At 43.0% G+C, this 23,393-nt stretch carries 23 protein-coding genes; 19 read left to right on the top strand and 4 right to left on the bottom strand.

Features of this window, described 5'->3' with window-relative positions; genetic code table 11:
* Positions 1-71: 71 nt before the first annotated feature.
* Complete coding sequence (locus tag NF865_RS07055; protein WP_253304051.1) at positions 72-2,732, bottom strand: valine--tRNA ligase; 2,661 nt, start codon at positions 2,730-2,732, stop codon at positions 72-74.
* 14 nt (positions 2,733-2,746) lie between these two features.
* On the opposite strand from NF865_RS07055, the gene NF865_RS07050 reads away from it, so the two are divergent.
* On the top strand, positions 2,747-2,917 hold the full coding sequence (locus NF865_RS07050; RefSeq protein ID WP_253304050.1) for a hypothetical protein: 171 nt from the start codon (positions 2,747-2,749) through the stop codon (positions 2,915-2,917).
* Between the two features lie 5 nt (positions 2,918-2,922).
* On the opposite strand, the gene NF865_RS07045 is transcribed toward NF865_RS07050, so the two are convergent.
* The gene (locus tag NF865_RS07045; protein ID WP_253304049.1) at positions 2,923-3,672 is read right to left on the bottom strand and encodes a class I SAM-dependent methyltransferase; all 750 of its coding nucleotides are present in this window, start codon (positions 3,670-3,672) and stop codon (positions 2,923-2,925) included.
* A 104-nt stretch (positions 3,673-3,776) separates the two neighbouring features.
* On the opposite strand from NF865_RS07045, the gene NF865_RS07040 reads away from it, so the two are divergent.
* The 7 genes from NF865_RS07040 (at position 3,777) to NF865_RS07010 (ending at position 10,681) form a co-directional block, all read left to right on the top strand.
* Positions 3,777-4,286 (top strand): MogA/MoaB family molybdenum cofactor biosynthesis protein, encoded by a 510-nt coding sequence (locus NF865_RS07040; protein ID WP_253304048.1) that lies wholly within the window; start codon positions 3,777-3,779, stop codon positions 4,284-4,286.
* A 50-nt stretch (positions 4,287-4,336) separates the two neighbouring features.
* Positions 4,337-5,527 carry a molybdopterin molybdotransferase MoeA gene (locus NF865_RS07035; RefSeq protein WP_253304047.1) on the top strand — a complete coding sequence of 397 codons (1,191 nt, stop codon included), beginning with the start codon at positions 4,337-4,339 and terminating at the stop codon, positions 5,525-5,527.
* A gap of 247 nt (positions 5,528-5,774) precedes the next feature.
* Positions 5,775-5,969 carry a hypothetical protein gene (locus NF865_RS07030; RefSeq protein WP_253304046.1) on the top strand — a complete coding sequence of 65 codons (195 nt, stop codon included), beginning with the start codon at positions 5,775-5,777 and terminating at the stop codon, positions 5,967-5,969.
* Between the two features lie 157 nt (positions 5,970-6,126).
* Positions 6,127-6,597, top strand: coding sequence for a hypothetical protein (locus tag NF865_RS07025; protein ID WP_253304045.1), 471 nt, complete (start codon positions 6,127-6,129; stop codon positions 6,595-6,597).
* 251 nt (positions 6,598-6,848) lie between these two features.
* The gene (locus tag NF865_RS07020) at positions 6,849-7,730 is read left to right on the top strand and encodes a hypothetical protein (protein ID WP_253304044.1); all 882 of its coding nucleotides are present in this window, start codon (positions 6,849-6,851) and stop codon (positions 7,728-7,730) included.
* Between the two features lie 182 nt (positions 7,731-7,912).
* A complete protein-coding gene (locus NF865_RS07015; protein WP_253304043.1) occupies positions 7,913-9,250 on the top strand; it encodes an ATP-binding protein in 1,338 nt (445 codons plus the stop codon).
* Between the two features lie 81 nt (positions 9,251-9,331).
* A complete protein-coding gene (locus NF865_RS07010; protein WP_253305608.1) occupies positions 9,332-10,681 on the top strand; it encodes an ATP-binding protein in 1,350 nt (449 codons plus the stop codon).
* A 22-nt stretch (positions 10,682-10,703) separates the two neighbouring features.
* Here NF865_RS07010 and NF865_RS07005 read toward each other — a convergent pair whose 3' ends face one another.
* On the bottom strand, positions 10,704-11,717 hold the full coding sequence (locus tag NF865_RS07005) for a deoxyhypusine synthase (protein ID WP_253304042.1): 1,014 nt from the start codon (positions 11,715-11,717) through the stop codon (positions 10,704-10,706).
* Between the two features lie 49 nt (positions 11,718-11,766).
* Positions 11,767-12,096 (bottom strand): hypothetical protein, encoded by a 330-nt coding sequence (locus NF865_RS07000; RefSeq protein ID WP_253304041.1) that lies wholly within the window; start codon positions 12,094-12,096, stop codon positions 11,767-11,769.
* Between the two features lie 84 nt (positions 12,097-12,180).
* Here NF865_RS07000 and NF865_RS06995 point away from each other — a divergent pair, with 84 nt between their 5' ends.
* The 11 genes from NF865_RS06995 to NF865_RS06950 all read left to right on the top strand — a co-directional run bounded on the left by NF865_RS06995 (position 12,181) and on the right by NF865_RS06950 (position 23,283).
* Complete coding sequence (locus tag NF865_RS06995) at positions 12,181-12,840, top strand: metallophosphoesterase family protein (RefSeq protein WP_253304040.1); 660 nt, start codon at positions 12,181-12,183, stop codon at positions 12,838-12,840.
* Between the two features lie 349 nt (positions 12,841-13,189).
* Positions 13,190-13,642: a hypothetical protein gene (locus NF865_RS06990; RefSeq protein WP_253304039.1), complete on the top strand. Its 453-nt coding sequence runs from the start codon at positions 13,190-13,192 to the stop codon at positions 13,640-13,642.
* 155 nt (positions 13,643-13,797) lie between these two features.
* Positions 13,798-14,454, top strand: coding sequence for a helix-turn-helix domain-containing protein (locus NF865_RS06985; protein ID WP_253304038.1), 657 nt, complete (start codon positions 13,798-13,800; stop codon positions 14,452-14,454).
* Between the two features lie 197 nt (positions 14,455-14,651).
* Entirely contained in the window at positions 14,652-15,932 is a 1,281-nt protein-coding gene (locus tag NF865_RS06980) for a sodium-dependent transporter (protein ID WP_253304037.1), read from the top strand.
* A 4-nt stretch (positions 15,933-15,936) separates the two neighbouring features.
* On the top strand, positions 15,937-16,059 hold the full coding sequence (locus NF865_RS10400) for a hypothetical protein (RefSeq protein ID WP_301281851.1): 123 nt from the start codon (positions 15,937-15,939) through the stop codon (positions 16,057-16,059).
* A 58-nt stretch (positions 16,060-16,117) separates the two neighbouring features.
* On the top strand, positions 16,118-17,515 hold the full coding sequence (locus NF865_RS06975) for an acetate--CoA ligase family protein (protein WP_253304036.1): 1,398 nt from the start codon (positions 16,118-16,120) through the stop codon (positions 17,513-17,515).
* 2 nt (positions 17,516-17,517) lie between these two features.
* Entirely contained in the window at positions 17,518-19,365 is a 1,848-nt protein-coding gene (gene iorA, locus NF865_RS06970; protein WP_253304035.1) for an indolepyruvate ferredoxin oxidoreductase subunit alpha, read from the top strand.
* Between the two features lie 2 nt (positions 19,366-19,367).
* On the top strand, positions 19,368-19,973 hold the full coding sequence (locus tag NF865_RS06965; RefSeq protein ID WP_253304034.1) for an indolepyruvate oxidoreductase subunit beta: 606 nt from the start codon (positions 19,368-19,370) through the stop codon (positions 19,971-19,973).
* 4 nt (positions 19,974-19,977) lie between these two features.
* A complete protein-coding gene (locus tag NF865_RS06960) occupies positions 19,978-21,165 on the top strand; it encodes a pyridoxal phosphate-dependent aminotransferase (protein ID WP_253304033.1) in 1,188 nt (395 codons plus the stop codon).
* Between the two features lie 11 nt (positions 21,166-21,176).
* A complete protein-coding gene (locus NF865_RS06955; protein ID WP_253304032.1) occupies positions 21,177-22,511 on the top strand; it encodes a sodium:solute symporter family protein in 1,335 nt (444 codons plus the stop codon).
* Between the two features lie 64 nt (positions 22,512-22,575).
* Positions 22,576-23,283 carry an acetate--CoA ligase family protein gene (locus NF865_RS06950; protein ID WP_253304031.1) on the top strand — a complete coding sequence of 236 codons (708 nt, stop codon included), beginning with the start codon at positions 22,576-22,578 and terminating at the stop codon, positions 23,281-23,283.
* Positions 23,284-23,393: the final 110 nt, after the last annotated feature.

The following is a 23,393-nucleotide window of genomic DNA, read 5'->3' as shown; positions in this document are numbered from 1 at the left end:
AAGCTGTAACTTATGCCCCCGTAAGTAACTTACGGTACCACCAAATAAAATAGGACAACATAAAAAAAGTTTCAGAAGAAGAGAATAACGGCGTCTCTAACCACTGCCGTTTCTACCTCTTCTCCCTCGCTGAACACCGCCTTCCTGAGCACGATGTCGTCCTTGCCAAGCTCTACCTTCTGTCCGTCGACTTCGAACTCTACCTTTTCTGCCTCCTTGAGGGCCTTTGCAACCTCTTCAGCATTCTCTTTGAGGTAAGCCGTTATCTTTGGCACGAGCTTTCCGTACTTTGGCCCAACGGTCTTAAAGTTTGGCTTGATTTCGGCAATCTTCTCCTCAAGCTCAGGCTCGCCCTTGATTATTTCGAGCTTTTCGATGTTCATTGTTCCAGCAATGTCTCTTTCAAGGGCTTTTAACATCTCATAGCTGTCCGTTGCGTAAATTGCCACGTGCTTGAGTTTGGCGTTCAAAGCCAATCCGTGGGAGTTCTTGTATCTTCTCATTGCCCCGATTATCTCACTGGCGAACTTTCCGAGCTTTTCTGCTTCCTCATCTATTCTATCTTCTCTGTATTCTGGCCACTCTAGGAGGTGCACGCTTTTGGCTCCAACCTTGTCTTTAAACATCTCTTGGTAGAGCTCTTCCGTTATGTGGGGCACAAGAGGTGCGAGGAGCAGTGTTATGTTGTATAGGAGCTCGTAGAGAGCCACCTTGGCCTTGAGCTTGCTCTCTTCATTCTCTCCATATAAGCGGTGCTTTATCATCTCTATGTAGTCATCTGCAACTTCGTGCCATACGAACGTCATAAGCTCTCTTGTGAGCAGGTTGAAGCGGTACTTTTCAAGCTCTTCTGTTGCGAACTTGATTAAGCGGTGGAGCCTTGAAAGTATCCACCTGTCGAGGGGTTCCAGTTCAATGTCTTTGTGCTTCTCGTAGTCAAAGCCCTTAATGTGCCTTTCAGCGAACCTGAAGATGTTCCACAGCTTTTGGAGGAAGCGGTAGTTGTAGTCGACTATCTCCCACTTGAAGGGGTGATCTTCTCCCGGTGGAGCCAAGGCAGTCCAGAGTCTTAGTGCATCTGCTCCATACTTTGGAATGACTTCTTCTGGGGAGACCACGTTACCATAGCTCTTGCTCATCTTTCTTCCATCTGGACCCGCTACCATGCCGTTTATGAGAACATTATCCCATGGCTTTTGTCCAGTCAGCATGTAAGTCCTGAAGATTGTGTAGAACGCCCATGTTCTTATGATGTCAGTTCCCTGTGGTCTTAGGGATGTTGGGAAGTTGTGCTTGAACCACTTCTCATCTTTTTGCCATTTGCTTATCACGAGGGGGGTTATGCTCGAATCTACCCAGCAGTCGAGGACGTCTTTTACTCCTTCTAAGTTCTTGCTTCCACACTTGGGACACTTTTCAACGGGTGGCTTGTCAAACCTTGGGTCAACTGGGAGGTCTTCCTCTCTTGCGGGAATTATCTCTCCACAGTCCTTACAGACCCAGAATGGGATGGGCGTTCCAAAAACACGCTGTCTGCTTATTACCCAGTCCCAGTCCATGCTCTCTGCCCAGTCCTTGAGCCTAAGGAACATGTCCTTGGGATACCACTTGATCTGCTCGGCCACTTTAACTATCTCATCTGTGTAGTCCTTCACCTTTATGAACCATTGCTTCTTCGGCAAGAGCTCAATTGGAGCCATACATGAGCTTCTCTCTGTGTGTCTGAGCACACGGTGGCGGATTTTCTTTTTGTCGTAGAGAAGCCCTATCTCCTCAAGGTCTTTTACTATTGCCTTTCTGGCTTCTTCAGTCGTTAGGCCTTTGTATTTGCCGGCATTTTCGTTCATTCTACCGTTTTCATCTATAACTATAATCACGGGCAAGTTGTAGCGCTTCTGCCAGACAACGTCCTGCTCATCACCGTAGGTACAGTTGTACACCGCTCCGGTACCGAAGTTTGGATCCACATCTTCATCAGCTAGTATTGGAACCTCTCTCTCAAATATCGGGAGCTTTACCTTCTTACCTACCTTATCCTTGTAGCGCTCATCCTCTGGGTGAACAAAAACAGCAACACACGCGGGCATGAGTTCAGGTCTTGTGGTGGCTATTGGGATGTAATCATCTTCTCCAGCTATTGGGAGCTTGATGTAGTAGAGGTAGCCGTCCTCCTCAACATAGCCTACCTCTGCTTTTGCCAAACTGGTTCTACACCTCGGGCACCAGTAAACCGGGTGCTTGTCCTGATAGAGGAGGCCTTTCTTGTAGAACTCCAGCAGGGACTTCTGCACTAAAGCCTTGTACTCGTCATCCATTGTGTGGTACTCTAAGTCCCAATCCGCGGAATAGCCTATCCTGATGAACTGGTTTCTCATGGATTCAATTGCCTGCCATGTCCATTCCACACACTTCTTAAGGAACTCCTCTGGCTGGTCTTTACTTATTCCGAACTCTTTCTCTACCTTAAGCTCTGTTGGTAAGCCGTGATTGTCAAAACCCTGCGGGAAGAGAACGTTGTAGCCCCTCATTCTCTTGTATCTCGCCACTATGTCAATCCATGTGTGGCTGAGCACGTGACCTAAGTGCAGGGTTCCGCTCGTGAACGGGGGCGGAGTGTCTATAGAATAAGCCGGTCTCTTTTCGTCGAGTTCGTATTTGTAGATTTTTTCCTCAAGCCAGAACTTCTGCCACTTTGGCTCTATCTCGTTTGGGTCATAGGTCTTGGGAAGCATTTTTCTCACCTCTTTTGGAGATGTTTAACCTATCAAAAGCGGAGCTTAAAAAGGTTAATCCTCTTGGTGGTGCCGGCAGAAAGTTCACTAACCAGAAAAACAAGAATCTTTTTTCATTAAATTCAACAATAGGTGTTCCGATTGACGATATGCACCACCAAAAAGAAAGAGGGATTGAAGTTTAAAAAGTTTACTTTACTGCGACAAGCCAGTATCTTCTGTCCTTTGGATCAAGTCTCCTCTTTAAGTGGCCGTAGATTTTGACTTCATTGAAGAATTCATCAGCAAGAAGCCGCATCTCCCTTGGGATGTATATGTTGAGCTCATCGTCCACCATAAATGCCCTAACACTCCCGTCGGGCTTTACTATCTGCACGAGCCTCTTGAAGTGGAGTCTCTGGAAAGCAGGTTCTACCGTTCGCCAGTCCGTAATCACTAATCTCTCCTCATCTGTATTCTCGTCCCACACTATCGGGCCGTCGCTTCCTCCATAGAACCAGCAGGGGAAATCCGCAACAAAGACTCCTCCGGGCTTAAGGGCCTTGATCACTGAGCTAAACAGTTTTTTGATGTCCTCTTCGTCAAAGTACATAATGCTGGAGAAGAACATCGTCACTGCATCAAATTCTTCTTCAAAATTTATCTCAAGGGCATCTCCCTGAATGAACTCGATTGTTAAGCCTTCTTTTTCGGCTTTTCTCTTTGCAACTTCGAGCATTTCCTCGTGCAGGTCAACACCCACAACTTCGTAACCTCTCTTTGCAAGTTCCAGCGTTGGAATTCCCGTGCCGCAGGCCAAGTCTAAAATCCTCTTCACATCCCGCTTGGCATCCGTCTTGAATATTCCCTCAACAAAGTCAATCTCATCTTTGACTCTCTCAGCCCGTTTTCGATAAATAACATCGTAGTATTCAGCCAAGACGGTGTAAAGTTCGTGCATAGAACCACCTTAATTTATGAAATCCTCTTCTTATAAAAAATTTAAGCCAGAAGGAGCTAAAAAGTTATTAACCTTTCTGCAAAATGTTAAACGGTGGTGTAAAAATGTCTCACGAGGAACACAAGGCAAAAGCCCCAAAGAAGTTTAAGTTCGCAGTTATAACCGTTAGCGACACGGCAAGCCTCGGGAAGAGGGAAGACTTGAGCGGATATTACATTATTGATGAGCTGAAAAAAGAAGGAAATGAAAACGTTTATTATGCGGTTGTCCCTGATGAGAAGCTCAAGATAATAAAGGCGGCTATCGAAGCTTTAGAAAAGGCCGATGTTGTTATCACAACCGGTGGCACCGGGATAACGAGGAGAGACGTAACGATAGAGGCTCTTAGACCCCTTTTCGATAAAGAGCTTGTGGGCTTTGGTGAGATTTTTAGGCTAAAGAGCTACGAAGAAGTTGGAACTGCAGCAGTTCTAAGCAGAGCGACGGCTGGAATAATAAGGGACAAGGAGAGCAAAGTTGTCTTCTGCCTCCCGGGTAGCTTGAATGCAGTTAAGACGGCAGTTGAGATTATCAAAAAAGAGGCCTACCACATCCTTAAGCATGCAAGGGAATAGTTGGAAGTTTTGAGGTTTAACTTATAACTTAAACGTTAGAAGGTGATTATATGAGAGAGTTCAAACAGTTAACACCCTATAGAAAAGCCCTTGAGATGATACTAAACGACATAGAAGAGATTGAAGAAATTGAAGAAGTTCCTCTCGATGACGCTCTTGGGAGAGTCCTTGCGGAGGACGTTGTCTCTCCAATAGACCTGCCACCCTTTGATCGCTCCGCAGTTGATGGATATGCAGTTAGGGCGGAAGACACTTTTCAAGCTAGGGAATACTCCCCCGTAGAGCTTGAAGTTATTGACGAAATAACTGCAGGAATGGAGAGCAAAAAGGAAGTTACCAATGGAAAGGCGATAAAGCTCATGACGGGCAGTAAAATGCCAAAAGGTGCCAATGCGGTCATCGAGCAAGAGAAAGTGAAGAGAGAAGGCAATAAGATTTACGTCCTTAGGCCCGTAGCCCCGGGACAGAACGTTGCCTTCAAGGGGGAAGATGTGAAGAAAGGGGAAGTCGTTCTCAAGAAGGGACAGATTCTGAGGCCTCAAGATATCGGGCTTCTCAAGGGGATTGGGGTAAAGAGCGTTAAGGTAAAGAGAAAGCCCAAAGTTGGGATAATAGTTACCGGAGATGAGTTAATAGAGGAGCTTGATGAAGAGGCCTTAAACAAAGGGAAAATCCTAGAGAGCAACTCTGCAATGCTAAAAGCCCTTGTTAGGCAGTATTTTGGCGAGCCCATCTTTTACGGTGTAATACCAGATGATGAAGAGCTAATTGGAGCAACTCTTGAAAAGGCAAAGCGCGAATGCGACCTCGTCCTCATAACCGGGGGCAGTGCGTTTGGAGAAAAAGATTACGCCCACAAATTCGTTAAACTGCTCTTTCATGGAACGACAATAAAACCGGGAAGGCCGATAGGCTACGGTGAGAGGGTCTTCGTAATGAGCGGCTATCCGGCAGCGGTTTTTGCCCAGTTCCACCTTTACGTTAAATATGCCCTCGCAAAGCTCTCCGGAGCGAACTACAAGCCCATAAAAGTTAGGGCAAGGCTCAAAGAAAAAGTCCCTTCATCCTTGGGAAGGCACGAGTTCGTGAAGGTTTCCTATGAAAACGGCGAGGCAGTGCCGATCAAAAAGAAGGGAAGCGGAATAATGAGCGCACTAGTTAAGAGCAACGCTTACCTTGAGATCCCCGAGGACAGCGAAGGATACAAAGAAGGGGAAGAAGTCTGGGTGGTGTTGTACTGAAAGCTCTTACTCACTCCTTTTTCCTGTTTTTAGTATAGATCTAGTTGCCTATCATTTAATTTATGGCGTTACGATAGTATGACTCAGCTGTAAATTCTTTTACCTCATGTGGTTCTTGAGTCAAACACAAAGTACCATTGGACACAAGAAACGGCCATCTTAGGGATTTTTACTTTCTATAAGTAAAGAAAGAATTTGGATCTTCAAAAACCACAAAACTTTAATTATTAGATTAGGCTATATAATGTTGGGAAGTAAGATGGAAGAAAGATACTTCAGCTATGCATATTTTTGGGAGAAAGATGCGATACCCCACGAGGATTCAGCTATTCGTTCGGTTATAGAGAACAGGGAAGATGTCATAAAAATACTTCAAAGCTTTAAGATGAGATTAACAAAGAAAATACCCCTAACACAGATGTTTAAAAGGATACCTTCATGACGTAACCATATTATAAACCTTCTCAATGCCACCGAGGAAGATATTAAAGCGGGACGGTATGACCCTATTATTGAATCACTCTTAGATGAATTTCGTCTTCATTTGTATCCTAAGTCAAAAGAATATGGAAAGTTTCTGGTTTTAGTCGTACATACTGGTGAACATCATAATGATAGCACATTGTAAGAGAATACCTTCAATAGCAGAGATACCTTCCAGCTTAAATAGCTATGCTACGTCAAATACATCTATTGACTCTACGTTGTTAAAGTATGTTACCCTACCCAACGCAGAACAAAGCGCACAACCAAAAACAAGTATTCGGGCTGTTAAGATACTATTGGCTCCTCAGAATGTAGTTAGAGCGATTCTATTCGAGAAAGATAAAGATGATGAAATATATGCATATATTTACGAGCAAAGTAGAGAGATTAGCAAAGCCATGTCTGAGTTTACTGGAATCGAAGACACCATGTCTATAAATTGGGACTTTGGAGGCAGTATCATATTGACTGTATCTGCTAAAGAATTAGGCCTTCAAGTCCTGAACATACCAATAAGTGGTGATCAACTTGAAGACCTTTTAGCTAGTGGAAAACTTTACAATATGGGAAAAATTGGTACTTAGCATTAGGCTCAAACCAACTGGAAATACAACATGTCAAATTTTTTGATGAAATTCAAGGAAATTGGAGACAATCTAGTTTTGAGGACTTTTATCTGGAATATACATTTGGTATTCCCCATCTGATACACTCTAGAAAAGTGTTTAATCAGTTAATTCCAGGATATATACTTTATATTCGTGCTCTTAATAGCCCGCAGAAAGTCTTATCTAATCAAGCCAAATATATTGAAACTTGGAATGGGATTCATCAGATGGGGGAGCATGATCCTATTTTCGAGAAAACCCATCCAAGATTCAAGTTGCTGTTTTCTACAGGAGTGAAACCTGGAATAGCGCCCTCTAGAGATATCTTGTGGGATATGCGAAATGCGATTTTAAAAAACTCAAGGGATATCGAGATTTTCCATGTGGGTGATAGTCTTAATTACAATAATGTCAAGGATGCGATCTCTCACAATCCAACGACTTTTGGTAATCTCAAGATATGGAATAATGTCTCAGATAGTGCCGATGGGATTCAACGGTTTATAGAGACTGTACTTAAAAAAATCGATGATGCAGATAGTAGAAAGGCCAAAGCACTCCTCGAACTTGTCATGTACGGGACTATTTCTAAATTGCTCGGGGAAAACAAGTTATTCAACCTACAATTTGTATTTGATGAACTCTCTAATCTAATTTACGAAAGAGAACTTAAACTCTTATTCAAAACCAAACTAGGGTCTGTAATATTCAAAGAAGGTGAATCATACATTGATCTAAAATCGGGAAAAACGATTACAAAATACAGGTCACCTGAGAAAATTGTTAATGCTATACTCGATGATATTAGGAGCTACATTTCACCAGATCCTGAAACCGGGATATTGAGAAGGCTTGCGCTAGTCTATGGTTTAGATGACAACTATTTCCCCTCACCATTTAAGATAAAAAATGATGATATCACCTTAATCCAAGAGCAATTGAATAGGAACCTAGCGTCTGAAAAAATCCAGATAAAAATTTATCCCGTGGAAATCGATAACAATGGTTTCGTGTTCATTGTGGCGATACTGCCCTCTAACAGTATCCTAGAGAGCGCCCCTGTCGAAGAAAAAGCAGGTGTAATATTTTCAGAAGATACCTATTGGTAACATTATCCTCAGATAGGGAAGATTGTAACAGGTGTTGTTTCTGTTCTATGTTTTTAAAAATTATAGGACTCTGCTAAAAGACCTTACTCCCAATATGATAACCCCAATTATCATAATTCCAATTCTCATCCTGCCAAAAAGCTTAAAATGATAACCCCAATTATCATAATGGTGATTATCATATGGCTCACTTCGTGAACAGGACAGAAGAGCTTGAGGCGATTAAAGAGAGGCTCTCAAGCGATGGGTTTGAACTCATCGTTATCTACGGCAGGAGGCGTGTTGGGAAGACTCGCTTAGTCCTTGAAGCCGTGAGAGACTTTCCCCACGTTTATTACCTCGCCGTTGAAGGGGATAACTTGAGGCACTTCAAGGAAACTGCCGAAAGGGTCTTTCCGGAGATAAGGTATGTCCGTGAGGACTGGGAGGCGCTTCTCCACGCTTTAAGGGACAAAATCATCGTAATAGACGAGTTCCCGAACCTGATAAAGGAAGACCCAGGGATTTTGAGCATATTCCAGAGAGCCATCGATACCGAACTGGCTAACTCAAACACGAAGCTCATTCTTCTCGGCTCCTCTGTGAGCATGATGACGGAGAAGGTCCTCAGCTACAAGAGCCCTCTCTACGGCAGGAGAACAGGTTCCATGAAGCTTAAACCACTGAAGTTCTTCCACCTCAAGGAGTTCTTTCCTCGCGCGAGCTGGGAAGAGCTTGTAGAGGTCTATGGCATGACGGATGGGATTCCCTTCTACATAACACAGGTCAGGTTGCCCTTCTGGGAGTGGCTCGATAGGGAGCTGAAGAACCCCGTGAGCTTCTTCCGCGACGAAGTGGATTTCCTGCTGAGGTACGAGTTCACGGAGACGAGGACGTACAGGAGGATACTTGAGGCAATAGCCCTCGGCAAGACGACGCCCAAGGAGATAAAGGACTTCACGGGAATGAAGCACTCGGAGATAACCCCATACCTCCGGAACTTAATCGAGACCGGGCTTGTGGTAAGGGAAGTACCCCTGACGGAAAAACCAAACTCCAAGCGGGGCCGCTATTACGTTGCAGATAATTTCCTCGCCTTCTGGTTCCGCTTCATCTATCCAAACCTCTCACTTATAGAGGAGGGAATATTTGACGTGAGCGAAATACAGCAGAGCTATAACCACTACCTTGGCCCGGTTTTCGAGAAAATTGTCAGACAATTCCTCATTGAGCTAAACAGAGCAGGTAAGCTTCCTTTTAGGTTTACGAAGGTTGGAAAATGGTGGAGGAAAGGAGAGGAGATTGACCTCATAACCTTAAATGAGAGGGAGAAGAAGGCGCTCTTTGTTGAGACAAAGTGGAAAGAGCTGAGCAGAAGAGAGGCTAGGGGGATTTTAAGGGATCTAGAGAGGAAAGCAGAACTCGTTGGTCTTGAGGAGTGGGAAAAAAGCTATGGACTCGTGGTAAGGAGAGTAAAAGGGAAAGAAGTGCTGAGAGATGAAGGCTGGTTCGTGTGGGACTTGAGAGACTTTGGGGGTTAATTTGAGGGCCTTACTATGTGCGCTTTTCCCTACCCACAACGCTTAAATATTATCTTGCCTAAGATTATCTTGGTGAAGATAATGTTTGTCAACCGAAAAGATGAGCTCGCCTTCCTTGAGTCTCTCTACTCATCGGGCAAGAAGGAAGTTCTCATACTCTACGGGCGCAGGAGAGTTGGGAAAACGGAGCTCGTGAAAAGGTTCATCAAAGGAAAAACTGCCCTCTATTTCCTAGCGGACAGGGAGGGGCTTGAGTCGAACGCGAGGCGCTTTTATGAGGAAGCGGCTGAGGTTCTTGGACTCCCGAAGGTTGATGTGAAGGACTTCCGAGAGGCATTCGAGCTCATAAAGCTCAAGGCCCCAGACAGGCTCGTCGTTGTCATAGACGAGTTTTCATATCTCCTGCTCACCGATAAGAACACTCCCGCGGTTTTCCAGTACGTGATAGATGAAGTTCTCGACAAGAGGTTCTTCCTCATTCTGAGCGGTTCGATAATCGGCCTCATGGAAGGCCTCATGGACTACAGCAATCCCCTCTACGGGAGGAGAACCGCCCAGCTCAAGCTCAAACCCCTGAACTTCTTTCACGTCCGTGAATACTTCAGGAACTCCCCGATCGAGACCGTTGTGAAGATATACTCCGTGACGGGCGGCGTGCCGATGTACTTCAGGCTCTTTGAGGGGAAGAACTTTGAAGAGGAGCTCCCCAGAGTGGCGTTCTCGCCAACCTCAATCCTCTACGAGGAACCCGAATTCATTCTACGGGAAGAGCTTGGGGATGTCCACCGCTACTACCTCATACTTGAGGCGATTGCTCTTGGAAAGCACAGGGTCAGCGAGATTGCGAGCTTTGCCGGGATTGAGACGAAGGACATGCCGAAGTACTTGAGAACCCTTATCTCGCTCGAACTTGTGAGGCGAGAAGTACCAATCACTGAGCCGGAGAGGAGCAAAAAGGCGCGCTACTACCTCAACGACAACTTCTTTGCGTTCTGGTTCCGCTTTGTGAAGCCAAACAGGGGAAGGATAGAGATAGGGACGTTTGAGATGGACTGGGACGCCTTCAACGCCTACGTGGGCAGGGCCTTTGAAGGGGTGGCGCGGGAGTTTCTAATCGAGCTGAACCGGGCTGGAAGGCTTCCCTTCAAGTTCACTAAAATCGGCCGTTGGTGGCATAAGAGTGAGGAAATCGATCTGCTGGCTCTGAACGAGCGCGAGAGGAAGGCGTTGCTAGTTGAAGTTAAGTGGAAAGAACTAAGCGAAGGAGAAGCTAAGGGCATTTTGAAGGATCTGGAGAGGAAAGTAAAACTCATTGGGCTTGAAGAGTGGGAGAACTTTTACGGGCTTGTGGCAAAAAGGATAAGAGGGAAAGAAGGGCTGAGAGACGAAGGCTGGCTCGTGTGGGACTTGAAGGACTTTAAAGAAGTTTAAAAAGAGCTCGCAGGATATACAGTTACTCCTTCATAACCTTCCACACCAGAATTGGGAAGACCAGCGTTGCATCGGCCCATATCTCTACGTAATCCGCTTTTGCCTTTATCTTGCCCCAGCTTACGCCTTCACTCGGCGGTGCACCGCTTAGCGAACCGTCCCACGGGACAGCGGTAGTGATGTAGATAGCATAGTCCGTTCCTCCTCTGAAGAGGTTTGCGTTTATTATAGCATGTTTCGGGAAAGAGCCGCCGAGAATTATTGAAGCGGTTTCTTTTGCCGTGATTGCAAGGTTGTTGAGCTTCACTATGTCGTTGGCGATGTCTATAATAAGCTCTCTGTCTCCTCTTTCTTCCTTGAAAAAGTAGAGCATGTCTCCAAAGGAACCGTCGGTTAAAGCGGGACAGAATATCGGGATGTTGTTCTTATAGGCCCAGTATAGGATGCTCTTCTCCTTTTCCTTGCCAAGCTTCTCGTCCATGTATTTTCCGAGCTCGTAGATGACTTCACTTGCAGTTAAAGGCCTCTTTTCTTCCCTCTCCATCTCAAGAATTCTCTCAAAGAATGGAATCATATACTTCTCGAACTCGATGTAGCGGTCATTAGGTACGAAGATGTTGCCGATTCTGTTTATTCCTTTCTCCCTCATTTTAGCATCGTCAACGCTCCATTCACCGAGGATAAAGGGCTTTAGAGCTTTTATGAAATCCTCCTCAACTCCGCCAGCCGTAGTCACTATCACATCAACCTTCTTGTGCTTGACGAGGTACGCTATAATCTCTCTCAGGCCGGAAGAAATTATGTTGGAAGTGTATCCCAAAAAGACCCTAACTTCCTCTCCTTTAGCCCTTTTTGCCTCTACCTTCTTCCAGATTTCAATGGCTTTTCCTAAATGAGTGGCCTGAAATCCTATTCTCTCGTAATAATCGATGACCTCCTCTAAACTACTCACATCTTCAAGCCATGGGCCAGTAACCGGAATTTCTTCTATTCCTTCGGTTGATGACTCCTTGAGAACGGACTTTTTTGGATCCAAATTTTACACCTCCAGTGAGGATTTAGATGAGAACTTAAAGTTTTTCCCTTTATTCGAGGGATTTTATGGCCTCTAAAAACCTCCGGACAACTTCTTCCGGAGCGCTCTTTTTGGGGCTTCTCTTCATTAAAGGCTTCTCTCCGTTCTTATACCGCTCAAACCATTCAAAGACCTGCTCAAGGGCTTCCTTGAAGTTGCCTACCGGCTCAAAGGGTTCATCGAGATAGTAAACTTCTTCGTTCTTGGTGTCATATATAAGAACCGCGGGGTAAATGCTGTCATCTTTGCATGGGCATTCAGACTCTAGGCTAACCTCGATTACAAAATCTCCCACCTCAAGAAGGCCTTCTTTCTTCAGGATTTCTTTCCACTTGCTCATACGTTTAGGAATTGGAATTCATGATTTTAAATTTAACCACCAAACATTTAAGCATCCCTGTGTATTTTTGTAAGGGTGGTGAGAATGAGGATAATAGCGGTAACAGACATCCATGGTAAGGCTAATAAAGTTAGAGAGCTTCTGGAGCACCTTAAAGGCCAAGAGTTTGACCTTATTCTGATAGCTGGCGACATAACCCATTTCGGGGGCAGAGAATCAGCTTACAACATCTTAAAAGAGTTCTTGGACTTTGGAAAGTCCTTCTATGCTGTCATGGGGAACTGCGACGGCAGAGATGTACTCGAACTGCTTGAGGAGCTTAATATCGGCCTCCACGGCAAAAGGGTAGAGTTCAACGGCGTCGGCATTACTGGAATAGGGGGCTCAAACATAACGCCCTTCTCTACTATATGGGAGTTCAGCGAAGAGGAAATCTGGGAAATTCTGACCAGGAACTATAAAGATGGAGACATAATACTTTCCCACGTCCCGCCAAAAGACACCAATGTAGACAAGACTTTCGTTGGAACCCATGCAGGAAGCAAATCCCTAAGGAAGTTTATAGAGGAGAAGCAACCCCCACTGGTCATATGCGGCCATATACATGAGGGGACTGGAATAGACAAAATAGGAGAAACCATGATCGTAAACCCCGGCCCCTTATCGAGAGGCCACTATGCGGTTATAGACTTTGATGAAAAGGAAAAGAAAGTGAAGGATATTGTCTTGGAGAGATTTCCTTAAAGACACTTTAACCTTTTTTGGGCTTTTTACAACTTTAGTCTCCGCTTGTTAGCCAAAACATCTTTTCAACAATTTTTTGCTCATTTTTGACCATTAGTGGCTTGTATGTTGACCACACTATTATTAATTGGTGATGTGTAATGTTTAGCTTTGAGAGTCTGAGAAAGTTTTGGAAAAACGAGAGGAAGCCTGAAGTTCAGAGAGAGTGCGCGAGATACGAGGCAGCAAACTTCCATAAAATGGTACTCTAAAGATCACGTTCACTTTGGCTATAATTGAGGTTCCTTGACCTTTAACAAGCACCAAAAAATATAAGGTTGGGGAGAGTACTAACCTAAGGGTGCAAAGTTTGAAAATGACTAACTTAATTCAAGCCCTCCTTTTAGCTGCAGGGCTTCTTTTAATTCTTTTGAGTTTAACGTACGCAGTAGATTATCAATTAAACAAAGAGGATCCATATTTTGAAGATCCTGACGCAGTTGAGATTACTCTAGGGACTTCCGCATTCTTCTTGATGCTAGGTGGAACAACATTACTCTTCGCGCGGCTATACCGTGAAAACGCGAATTCACTAGTTCTAAATGTAGCTGTCACGTTTCTCTTGGTTTTCGAAATGTGGCTTGGGTACGAGATTTTTGGCATATCAAAGAGTTACGTCTCTTGTGCCTGTACTTATCAGAGGCCAGAAGTTATTCCTTACATAGGATTAATCCTTTTTGTGCTAACTGCCGCAACTGTACCTATAATATGGGCTCGAATTATCATAAACCAGCTGAAATCAAAGGAGATACTCTCAGGATAACTGGAATGCCCATCTTGAAGCCATCAGATATATCACCGAGACTTATCAAGCTGGGAACTCCAAACAAGGTCATGCCGAAGTTTTCAGCACAATGTTTAAATTGTTTTGTGTCTTAACTTATATAATGTGGTATAATGCGGCCTAAAAATAAAAAAATGATAGTTGAATTTCTAACAACAAGACAGGGATGGCGTATAGATTTTACAAAACGGTTCCCTGAAGGTAAAATAGACTTACTTGGGATTTTCCCATACGGTAATGTAGTCTTTTCAACTCAGCTTGTTACGGGATGCTCTCTAGAGACACTGGATGATTTCTTATCAAATGTTAGCAGTATTCAAGATTACGACATTTTTCCACTTTCACAAAAGTACCATATAGTAGGAGTGTGGGACAAACAAAAGTATTTAACTCCAGAGTTCGTTGTAAAAAATGCCTATCCAATATTATTGCCCTCCATAGAGAAAGGCATTGCAAAATGGCTTTTTGTTGTCAGAGATCCATCAGAAGTATTTTCAATCTTATTTGATAGTGATGAAGTAATCTCAGTTACTAATTTTCCAAAGTACTCTTCTGAGAGTCTTACAATTGTACGAAGAGGAATTGAGGATAGATTCACTCCTCCGCAACTGTCTCAAAGCCAAAAAAGAATTCTATCAGTTGCGCTAAATTCTGGGTTTTACGACTATCCGAGGAAAATAAATCTGCAAGAACTTTCTAAAATTCTAAATCTGGCTCCTTCTACTGTCAGTTATAATCTAAGAAAAGCTGGAAAGGAAATATTGCACTGGTATATTAATAGATTTACTTGAGTGTGTGGTCAAGATAAGGAGATAAGGTTGAAGTTCTTGATAATACTTTACTTTAAAGATAAAGAATAAGGTCTTTTCACAAAAAACAAAGCTCTACTGGAAAATCAAGACAATAAAGCCATAATAAAGGCGTATTCGAATATATTCGAAAATAAGTATAAATCCTAAAGGGTAACTATTGATTATGGTGATTTCCTGTGTCTGAACGTGAATCTTGGTCTTGGGAATTGGGGTTGATATTTGCAGCTTTAGGATCTGCAGTCGGGCTAGGAAATATCTGGATGTTCCCCATGTTAGTGGGGGAGAATGGTGGAGCTGCATTTCTTATACCATATATACTAACAATCGCCCTACTAGCTTGGGTAGGGTTGACAATAGAATTTAACACCGGAAGAATTGCACAAGCAGGACCATCCAAAGCTTACGAAAGACTTGGTGTTCCGGGAGGTAAATACCTTGGAGCACTCGCGGTTTTAAGAGTATCGCTTGTACTTGCATGGTACTCTAGTGTTGTGGGTTGGACTATCCGATATATTATAGCACCATTTTCGTCTGGGTTCTGGGAAGATCCTCAAACCTATTTTAGCACAGTTTCCAGTGCAGGACAGTCAGCATTATTTGCAGTGATAGCAATAGTAGCCACGGGACTAATTGTAATGGGAGGAGTACGAAAGGGAATTGAACCAATTGTCAAGGGAATGATGATAACGCTTTTTGCATTGTTGATCGTTGTAGTTCTCAGAGCTGTAACACTGCCAAATGCCCTTAAGGGATTAGAGTATTATTTGATACCCGATATTAGCAAATTATCTCCTCGGGTTGTTTTAAATGCAATGGCTCAAGCGTTTTTCTCATGCAGTCTTGCAGGAGCTGCAATGGTAGTTTATGGCAGTTACCTGAAAAAAGATTCCGATAGCGTAGTCTCAGCAATCACGACGGCATTTGGAGATACTACTGTAGCCATATTGGCTGGTTTTGCTGTATTTCCACTAGTGCTAGCATTTGGAATTTCCCCCTCTGCAGGTGCGGGGTTATTATTTGTCTCGCTCCCACATGCATTTGCAGAAATGCCTGGCGGCACATTAATTGCGTTAATCTTCTTTATAGCAGCAGCATTTGCCGGGATTACATCCACTGTGTCAATGCTAGAAGTTTCTACTGAAGCTTTGCTTCAATATACCAAACTGGATAGGAAAAAAGTCAGCGTGATCTTGATGGTACTACTCTCACTTCTGGCAGTCCCAATTGCATTTTATCCCGTCATATGGAACTATGCAAGGTACATAGTGCTCTATACTGGACCAATAGTAGCCATATTGCCACCAATAGCACTATTCTGGGTACGTAATCCGGAAGAAACTTTGGAAGATATTAACAGGGGAGCTATCAAAAAATTGGGACGCTGGTTCATATACTGGGGAAAGTACATATACCCAGTAGGAATCTTGGCTGCATATCTACTTAACATTGTGGGGTGATAACATGGCAGACACAGCGACCGTTATTATGGTGGCACTATTGGTTTTAGCAATTTCAGCAGGTCCATTCGCCTATGGGTTGTATTTAACACTCAAACACCATAAGAAAGGAACCTCAATGGCATGATTTTTATTTTGTTGGCCATTTTTTATTATTTTAAATTTGCAAATGGAGGTGTGGAATATTGAACGAAGATATTAAACAGCTAGAGAGGATATTCGAACCTAAATCTATAGCCATAATCGGAGCTTCCCCTAGGCCTGGAAAAATTGGAAATATGGTGTTGAAAAACATCATCTCGGGAGGGTATGAGGGCAAGATATATCCCATTAATCCTAATTATGATGAGATACTTGGGTTCAAATGTTATGACTCAATTTTAGATGTTCCGGATACCGTTGACTTGGCAATACTTGCTGTACCGTCGAGTATAGTTCCTAAAGCACTTGAAGAGTGTGGGGAACATGGAGTAGCGGGAGCAGTAATCTTTGCTTCGGGATTTTCAGAGTACTCTGAGCATGGTCGTCAACTCGAAGATGAACTTTTGAGGATATCAAAAAAACATGGAATCAGAGTAATCGGTCCCAACTGCATGGGATTTTTTAATGCTGAGGCTAAGTTAAATGCAACATTTTCCCCTGGAATAACATCGGATATTATAAGAAAAGGATATGCTGCCTTTATTTCTCAAAGTGGAGCTTTAAGTACTGCAGTTCTCTTAGAGGCAGCTTCCCAAGGAGTCTATTTTGATAAATTTTTCACACTCGGTAATAAGATTGATATCGACGAGTCTGACATACTTTTGTATCTCAATCAGAAAGAGAGTATCAAACTAGTAGCTATATACATGGAGGGACTAAGAGAGAACAAGGGAAGAGCTTTCCTTGATACCGCGAAAAAGGTCTCTAAAACAAAGCCTATTGTTGTATTAAAAGCCGGAAAAACAGAAGCGGGAAGTAAAGCTGCTAGATCACATACCGGGTCACTTTCGGGGGTATATGCAATATACCAAGCAGCGTTTAATCAAGCGAATGTTATTGAAGTTAATACATTGAGAGAACTGCTATCTTTTGCCAAGTTACTATCTGTTAAACATCCCATTAAGGGCGAAAAAATAGCAATAATTTCTGGGTCTGGAGGTGCTGCAGTTCTAGCTACTGACGGATTGGAAAGTGCAAATATTAAGATAACCCCTCTACCAGAGGACATTAAATCTGACTTAAAAGAACTTCTATCTGTTCCGCGATATGCCGCTATTGATAATCCGATGGATTTAACGTTTGAAGGAGCTACACCTGAAAATTTTGAAATGGCCATAAAATACATTGCCTCTAAAAAAGTGGCAGACATAGTTTTGATTTGTTTAATAGGTTCTAGAGCTGTAAATGTTGTTGAAACGTTGATACAGCTCAATGAAGAAGTAAACATGCCGCTAATTGCCTGCTGGACAGGGAAAAACAGGAAGGAAATCATCGAAGCTGCAGAATTGTTGAATAAAAATGGCATCCCGGTTTTTGATTTTCCAACTGAAGCTGGGAGATATTTGGGAAGATATATCCAATATCTGAAAAGGAGGGAGTAAATATGGAAGAAAATATACTTAAAGATGCCCCTGGAGAAAGACTTTTGTTAATGGGAAATGAAGCAATTGCACGAGGTGCTTTAGAAGGTGGAGTAAAGGTAGCTACAGCATATCCAGGAACGCCATCTTCTGAAATTTTAGGTACATTGTATCCACTTGCCCAAAAAATAGGGCTATATGCTGAATGGTCAACAAATGAAAAAATTGCAGCAGAAGTTGCATATGGAGCCGCTATTTCCGGTCTTAATGCGCTAGTGGCTATGAAACACTATGGATTAAACGTTGCATTAGACTTTTTAGCCAAAACGCCATACATTAAAACTGACGCAGGACTAGTTATAGTAGTTGCGGACGACCCCCAATCTCATAGTTCTGGATCAGAACAGGATACGAGATTTTTTGGTGCGTACATAATGGAAGTTCCAACGCTAGAACCGGCTACACCCCAAGAAGCAAAGGATATGTGTGCGTATGCATTTAGATTGTCAGAAGAGTATAAGATTCCTGTGCTGCTAAGATCAGTAACGAGAGTAGGACACGCTAGACAAGATGTAATTTTGGGTGAACTTAAGAAAGATGACACCAAACCAAAGATTCCGGAGAAGCATGCGTTAATACCGGGAGAACTGGGGATCAAACGACACAAAGAGCTTCATGAAAAAGTATTAAGCAAAATTGAAGAGATATCTAACAATTCGGAGTTCAACCTGATCAAACTCCCAGAAGACGCTGAATTTGGAATCATTACATCGGGTGTGGGCTATGAGTATACTGTGGAGGCATTAGAGTTACTTGGAATTTCAGAAAAAGTTGCAGTTTTAAAGATTGGCTTTGCTTACCCGTTGCCTTCGAAGATTATTAGAGAATTTGCAGAGCATGTGAATAAAATATTAGTTATAGAGGAAGGAGAACCTTACCTTGAAATTGGTGTAAAAACAATCCTATATGATCTTGAGGAGACTGTTGAGATTCATGGTAAGTTGGAAGGGAGTTTGCCCAGGTGGGGAGAACTAACTCCCGAACTAGTCAGTGAAGCTTTAAACAGAGTGTTCGAGTTCTTAGATATAAAGAAACCTGAAGCAGGCAAATTGACAAATGTGAAGCTTCCAAAAAGAATGATTTCACTATGCCCCGGATGCCCCCACAGAGCAACGGGATATGCCCTAAAGATGGCTGCACGTAAATCAAAGATAAAAGTGATATACCACGGTGACATTGGCTGTTATGCCTTAGTTGGGCTACCTCCGCTATCTCTTAGAGACACAAGTGGGGCTATGGGGTCATCCATAGGAATTGGCCTAGGTGTTGGAAAAGCAAATCCAGATGTTAAGCCAATTGCTATGGTCGGGGATTCAACCTTCTTCCATGCAGGGTTGTCAGCTTTAGCAAACGCTGTATACACCAATACGGATGTACTTGTGGTTGTTTTTGATAACGGCACTACTGCTATGACAGGGTTCCAGCCAAATCCAGGCCAATATATTAGTATCTCAGAGATAGCCAAAACTATGGGAGTTAGATTTGTAATGGAAACTGACCCCTATGACATTAAACAGACAGAAAAAGTCTTTGAAGATGCCCTAAAAAGTGAAGGGCCAGCAGTTGTTGTTGCAAAGCATCTTTGTGCACTTTATGAAGCTAGGAGAGGGAAATCAAAAGCAGTTCCTTACACAGTTGATACTACAAAATGTATAGGGTGCAAATTATGTACCAATGAATTCGGGTGTCCTGCAATTTCTCTCAATTCAGAAGGAAAAGCAACCATAGACCCTGTAGTATGTACTGGATGTGGTGTTTGTGCTCAAATATGTCCGGTTGGTGCAATAAAAGAACTTGAAAGGAGGGATTAAAAATGAAACAAAACTATTATATCCTGATAACTGGAGTAGGAGGACAAGGCAACATTCTAGCCTCACGAGTGTTAGCTTCAGCAGCAATTAACGAAGGCTTTTCCGTCCGAGTTGGAGAAACTTATGGAGCTTCTCAAAGAGGAGGTTCTGTAGTTAGTCATGTCAAATTTGGGAGTAACGTACACAGTCCATTAGTTCCTAAGGGTTATACTGACGTGATCTTAGGTTTTGAGCCCCTTGAGACACTAAGAGTTGCAAGTGAGTATGCTAGTCCTAATACCGAGATAATAGTGAATACAAGACCAATTACGTCTGGAGTTCCTCAATATCCCGACCTCAATTCAATTTTGGACGAGCTGAATAAATTGCCCAGTACATCCTACATGCTTAATGCCACAGAGGAGGTTCTCAATGCCTTTGGAACAGTTAGAACACTTAACATGTTTATGTTAGGTGTCCTATGTGGTCTAAACATACTGCCAATATCCCAAGAAAATTTTGAACATGCTATAATATCCAATGTGAAGGAAAAATACGTAAATGTCAACATAAGGGCATTTCAGGCAGGAATGCGCAAAGCTAACGAACTGAAAAGGGAAGGGGAATGATAATATGGATATTAACAAATACATCGCTGAGAGAGTGCGTAATCTGCCTTTTTCTGAAATTAGAGCAATGTTAAGGCAAGTTAAGCAGATACCTGATGCAGTAAATCTCACTATTGGAGAGCCTGACTTTGAGCCATTTGAACCCATTAAAAAAGCAATTGTAGAGGCGCTCTATAAGCCAAGCTATACTGGTGCACCTCGTCCTTGTGCATATCCTCCGGGCAATGGAGTTTATGAGCTCAGAGAAGAGATCGCAAAAAAGGTTAAAACAGAAAACAAAATTGATGTCACCCCCGAAGAAATAGTGATAACAAATGGGGCCGAGCAAGGCCTCTTTTTATCTATGTTAACTATTTTAAATCCTGGGGAAGAGATCCTTCTTCCGGATCCAGGATTTGTTACATACGGCGCAATAGCTAAAGTAATCAGTGCCAGTCCTACATATTATCCATTGTACGAGGAGAACGAATTCAGACCCCTTGTAGAGGATATTAAAAGAAACCTTACCAAAAAAACTAAGGCAATACTAATAAACAGTCCTAACAATCCAACGGGAGCAGTCTACGCTAAAAAAGATCTCGAAGAAATAGCAGAGCTCGCAGTTGAACATGATTTGGCAATAATATCCGACGAGCCATACGAAAAATTTGTCTATGAAGGCAAGCATGTAAGTATTGCCTCATTAGATGAAGAAGTTAGAAAAAGAACAATTAGCATCTTCTCTTTTTCAAAAACGTATGGAGCTACAGGGCTTAGACTTGGGTATGTTGTAGCCCCCCCAGAATTGTCAAAACACTTTGCAAAATTGTTGCTTTACAATACTTCAGGAGTGTGTGTGCCGGTACAAATTGGGGGCATAGAAGCATTAAGATGCTGTGAAGAAGAAGTTGAAAGGATAATTGAAGAATACAAGGCAAGACGGGATCTCGCTTATAAACGACTCTCTGAAATGCCAGATATTCATTGTGTAAAACCAAAAGGTGCTTTCTATATGTTCCCATACATTGGAAAATACGGATCTTCAAAAGCATTTGCACTAAATCTATTATCAAAAGCTCACGTGGGAGTAGTGCCCGGAAGCGCATACGGAGAGCATGGCGAGGGATACATTAGGATGTATTTAGCGAAGAGAGAATTACTGGAAGAAGCCATGGATAGAATCGAAAATGCCTTGAAATACTTGGAAAACTAAGGTGAGGATTTATGAGGGTAACCCACATAGCAATTATCCTAGTCTACTTATTTTTTGTTGGCATTGCAACAAAAATTGCTCAAAATCGTACAAAAAAAGGTTCCGATTTTCTCATAGCAGGAGGAGGAATGGGACTGGGAGTGTACACTGCTCTAACTGTAGGACAGTGGATTGGGGGAATTACAGTAATCGGGGGCTCGCAAAGAGCATACCTTAAGGGCATCTCTGCAGGGTGGTTCGGGATAACAATCGCCATTGGAATAATATTTGCGGGGCTAATAGCAAGAAAAATAAGGAAGCATGACGTGATAACGATACCGGGGCTGATAGGCAAGGTCTTTGGGGAAGATGCTGTAAAAATAGTGAACTACGTACTACTGCTAAGCTTTGTTATTGCCCTATCTCTCCAAGTGGTTGGTGGTGGGACTGTACTATCTGTCCTTTTTCCCGAAATACCGCCTTCCGTTATGATGTTAATAACTGCTGGAATATTCACGGTGTACATATACGTGGGAGGAGTCTGGGCAGCAGGAATTGCTAACATAATACATATTGTAGCCATGTATTTTGGGCTGATCATGGGGGTTATACTAGAGCTGAAGAACGTTGGAGGGTTCACTCACTTGCAAGCAAGTTTACCCCCATATTACTTCTCACTAACCGGAGTTGGCAAGCTAGTAATACTCTCATGGTTTATAACATCCGCAACAGCTGTAATTGGGAATCAGCCCCAGTTGCAAGCAATAAAATCAGCTAAAAATGATGAGACAGCGTTTAAAGGGTGCCTTATTGCAGCGCTTATAGTAGCTCCTGCAGGGATACTCGCAGCAATTCTTGGTATGACAGCAAGAGTCCTTGCGCCAAACATGCCGTCGCTTGAAGCGTTACCTCAACTGATAGTCTCTACACTTCATCCGGTAATTGGGGGCCTTCTTATAGCCGGATTATGGGCAGCAATTTTATCTACCGCAGCCCCAGTTTTGATTGGGACATCTACTTTGTTCACAAAAGTCTTTTATGACGTGGATTCCACATCAGACGAGAAGCTCTTGCTGGCTAAAGCTAGAAAATCAGTTATCGCTGTAGCTATTATATCCACCCTTCTTGCATTAACAATAAACGATATACTGAACGGAATAGTTTTCGCAAACAATTTTAGGATCCCCATAGCCCTAGGGATAATAGTAGGTCTCTATTCATCACGTAAACGAACACCCAAGCCTGTTATAGTAAGTACGATCATTGCAATTATAATTGCCGCCGCATGTACTATTGCCAGCTTTGATTCACAAGCCCCCGTATTGATACTGTTGTCGTCTCTCTTGGTTTATTGGATTTTGAAGTAAACAGAGGGATGCAAATGAATGGAGATATATCACGACCACGCTGGATTGATTGGAGGGGTATTTTATGAGGGGGGAGGCTTTGAAAGTTATTGAAAATGTTTTGGCTCAAGGTAGGAAGGCTTTAGTTGAATACGAGGCAAAACAAGTCCTAAAAGCTTACGGCTTACCAGTCCCAGAAGAAAAACTCGCAAAAACCCTTGATGAAGCCATAAAATACGCAAACGAAATCGGCTACCCCATCGTCATGAAGCTCATGTCGCCACAAATACTCCACAAGAGCGATGCAAAAGTCGTCATGCTCAACATAAAAAACGACGAAGAACTCAAGCAAAAATGGGAAGAAATCCACGAGAACGCAAGAAGATACAGGCCCGATGCAGAGATTCTTGGTGTGCTAATAGCCCCAATGCTCAAGCCCGGAAGAGAAGTAATCATTGGCGTCACCGAAGACCCACAATTCGGACACGCAATAATGTTCGGCCTCGGCGGTATCTTTGTGGAAATCCTCAAGGACGTAACCTTCAGGATAATACCAATTGAAGAGAAGGACGCTTGGGAAATGATAAAGAGCATTAAAGGCTATCCAATCCTCGCTGGAGCAAGGGGAGAACCCCCAGCGGACATGAAGGCAATTGTAGACATGATGCTGAAGGTTTCAAACCTCGTTGACGATCTTAAAGACTACATCAAGGAAATGGACTTAAACCCAGTCTTTGTCTATCCAGAGGGCGAAGGCGCAGCCATCGCCGACGCAAGAATCATATTGAAGTGAAAATTCCCTTCTTTTTGCCTTATATTTTTGATATGCAAAGACTATAATTTTATTTCTTTAACGCTTCGTTTTGATGCCTTCAAGAAAATAAAAAGTCAAAATTACGAAAG

It is taken from the genome of Thermococcus aggregans, assembly GCF_024022995.1.
GTDB classification, from domain to species: domain Archaea; phylum Methanobacteriota_B; class Thermococci; order Thermococcales; family Thermococcaceae; genus Thermococcus_A; species Thermococcus_A aggregans.
This window is presented reverse-complemented; position numbering and strand designations above follow the sequence as displayed.

Bases quoted from the DNA above. Each gene is read 5' to 3' on its own strand.
- NF865_RS07055 (WP_253304051.1), bottom strand. From the start codon at position 2,732: ATGCTTCCCAAGACCTATGACCCAAACGAGATAGAGCCAAAGTGGCAG.
- NF865_RS07045 (WP_253304049.1), bottom strand. From the start codon at position 3,672: ATGCACGAACTTTACACCGTCTTGGCTGAATACTACGATGTTATTTAT.
- NF865_RS07040 (WP_253304048.1), top strand. From the start codon at position 3,777: ATGTCTCACGAGGAACACAAGGCAAAAGCCCCAAAGAAGTTTAAGTTC.
- NF865_RS07035 (WP_253304047.1), top strand. From the start codon at position 4,337: ATGAGAGAGTTCAAACAGTTAACACCCTATAGAAAAGCCCTTGAGATG.
- NF865_RS07020 (WP_253304044.1), top strand. From the start codon at position 6,849: ATGGGGGAGCATGATCCTATTTTCGAGAAAACCCATCCAAGATTCAAG.
- NF865_RS07015 (WP_253304043.1), top strand. From the start codon at position 7,913: ATGGCTCACTTCGTGAACAGGACAGAAGAGCTTGAGGCGATTAAAGAG.
- NF865_RS07010 (WP_253305608.1), top strand. From the start codon at position 9,332: ATGTTTGTCAACCGAAAAGATGAGCTCGCCTTCCTTGAGTCTCTCTAC.
- NF865_RS07000 (WP_253304041.1), bottom strand. From the start codon at position 12,096: ATGAGCAAGTGGAAAGAAATCCTGAAGAAAGAAGGCCTTCTTGAGGTG.
- NF865_RS06995 (WP_253304040.1), top strand. From the start codon at position 12,181: ATGAGGATAATAGCGGTAACAGACATCCATGGTAAGGCTAATAAAGTT.
- NF865_RS06985 (WP_253304038.1), top strand. From the start codon at position 13,798: ATGATAGTTGAATTTCTAACAACAAGACAGGGATGGCGTATAGATTTT.
- NF865_RS10400 (WP_301281851.1), top strand. From the start codon at position 15,937: ATGGCAGACACAGCGACCGTTATTATGGTGGCACTATTGGTTTTAGCA.
- iorA (WP_253304035.1), top strand. From the start codon at position 17,518: ATGGAAGAAAATATACTTAAAGATGCCCCTGGAGAAAGACTTTTGTTA.
- NF865_RS06965 (WP_253304034.1), top strand. From the start codon at position 19,368: ATGAAACAAAACTATTATATCCTGATAACTGGAGTAGGAGGACAAGGC.
- NF865_RS06960 (WP_253304033.1), top strand. From the start codon at position 19,978: ATGGATATTAACAAATACATCGCTGAGAGAGTGCGTAATCTGCCTTTT.
- NF865_RS06955 (WP_253304032.1), top strand. From the start codon at position 21,177: ATGAGGGTAACCCACATAGCAATTATCCTAGTCTACTTATTTTTTGTT.
- NF865_RS06950 (WP_253304031.1), top strand. From the start codon at position 22,576: ATGAGGGGGGAGGCTTTGAAAGTTATTGAAAATGTTTTGGCTCAAGGT.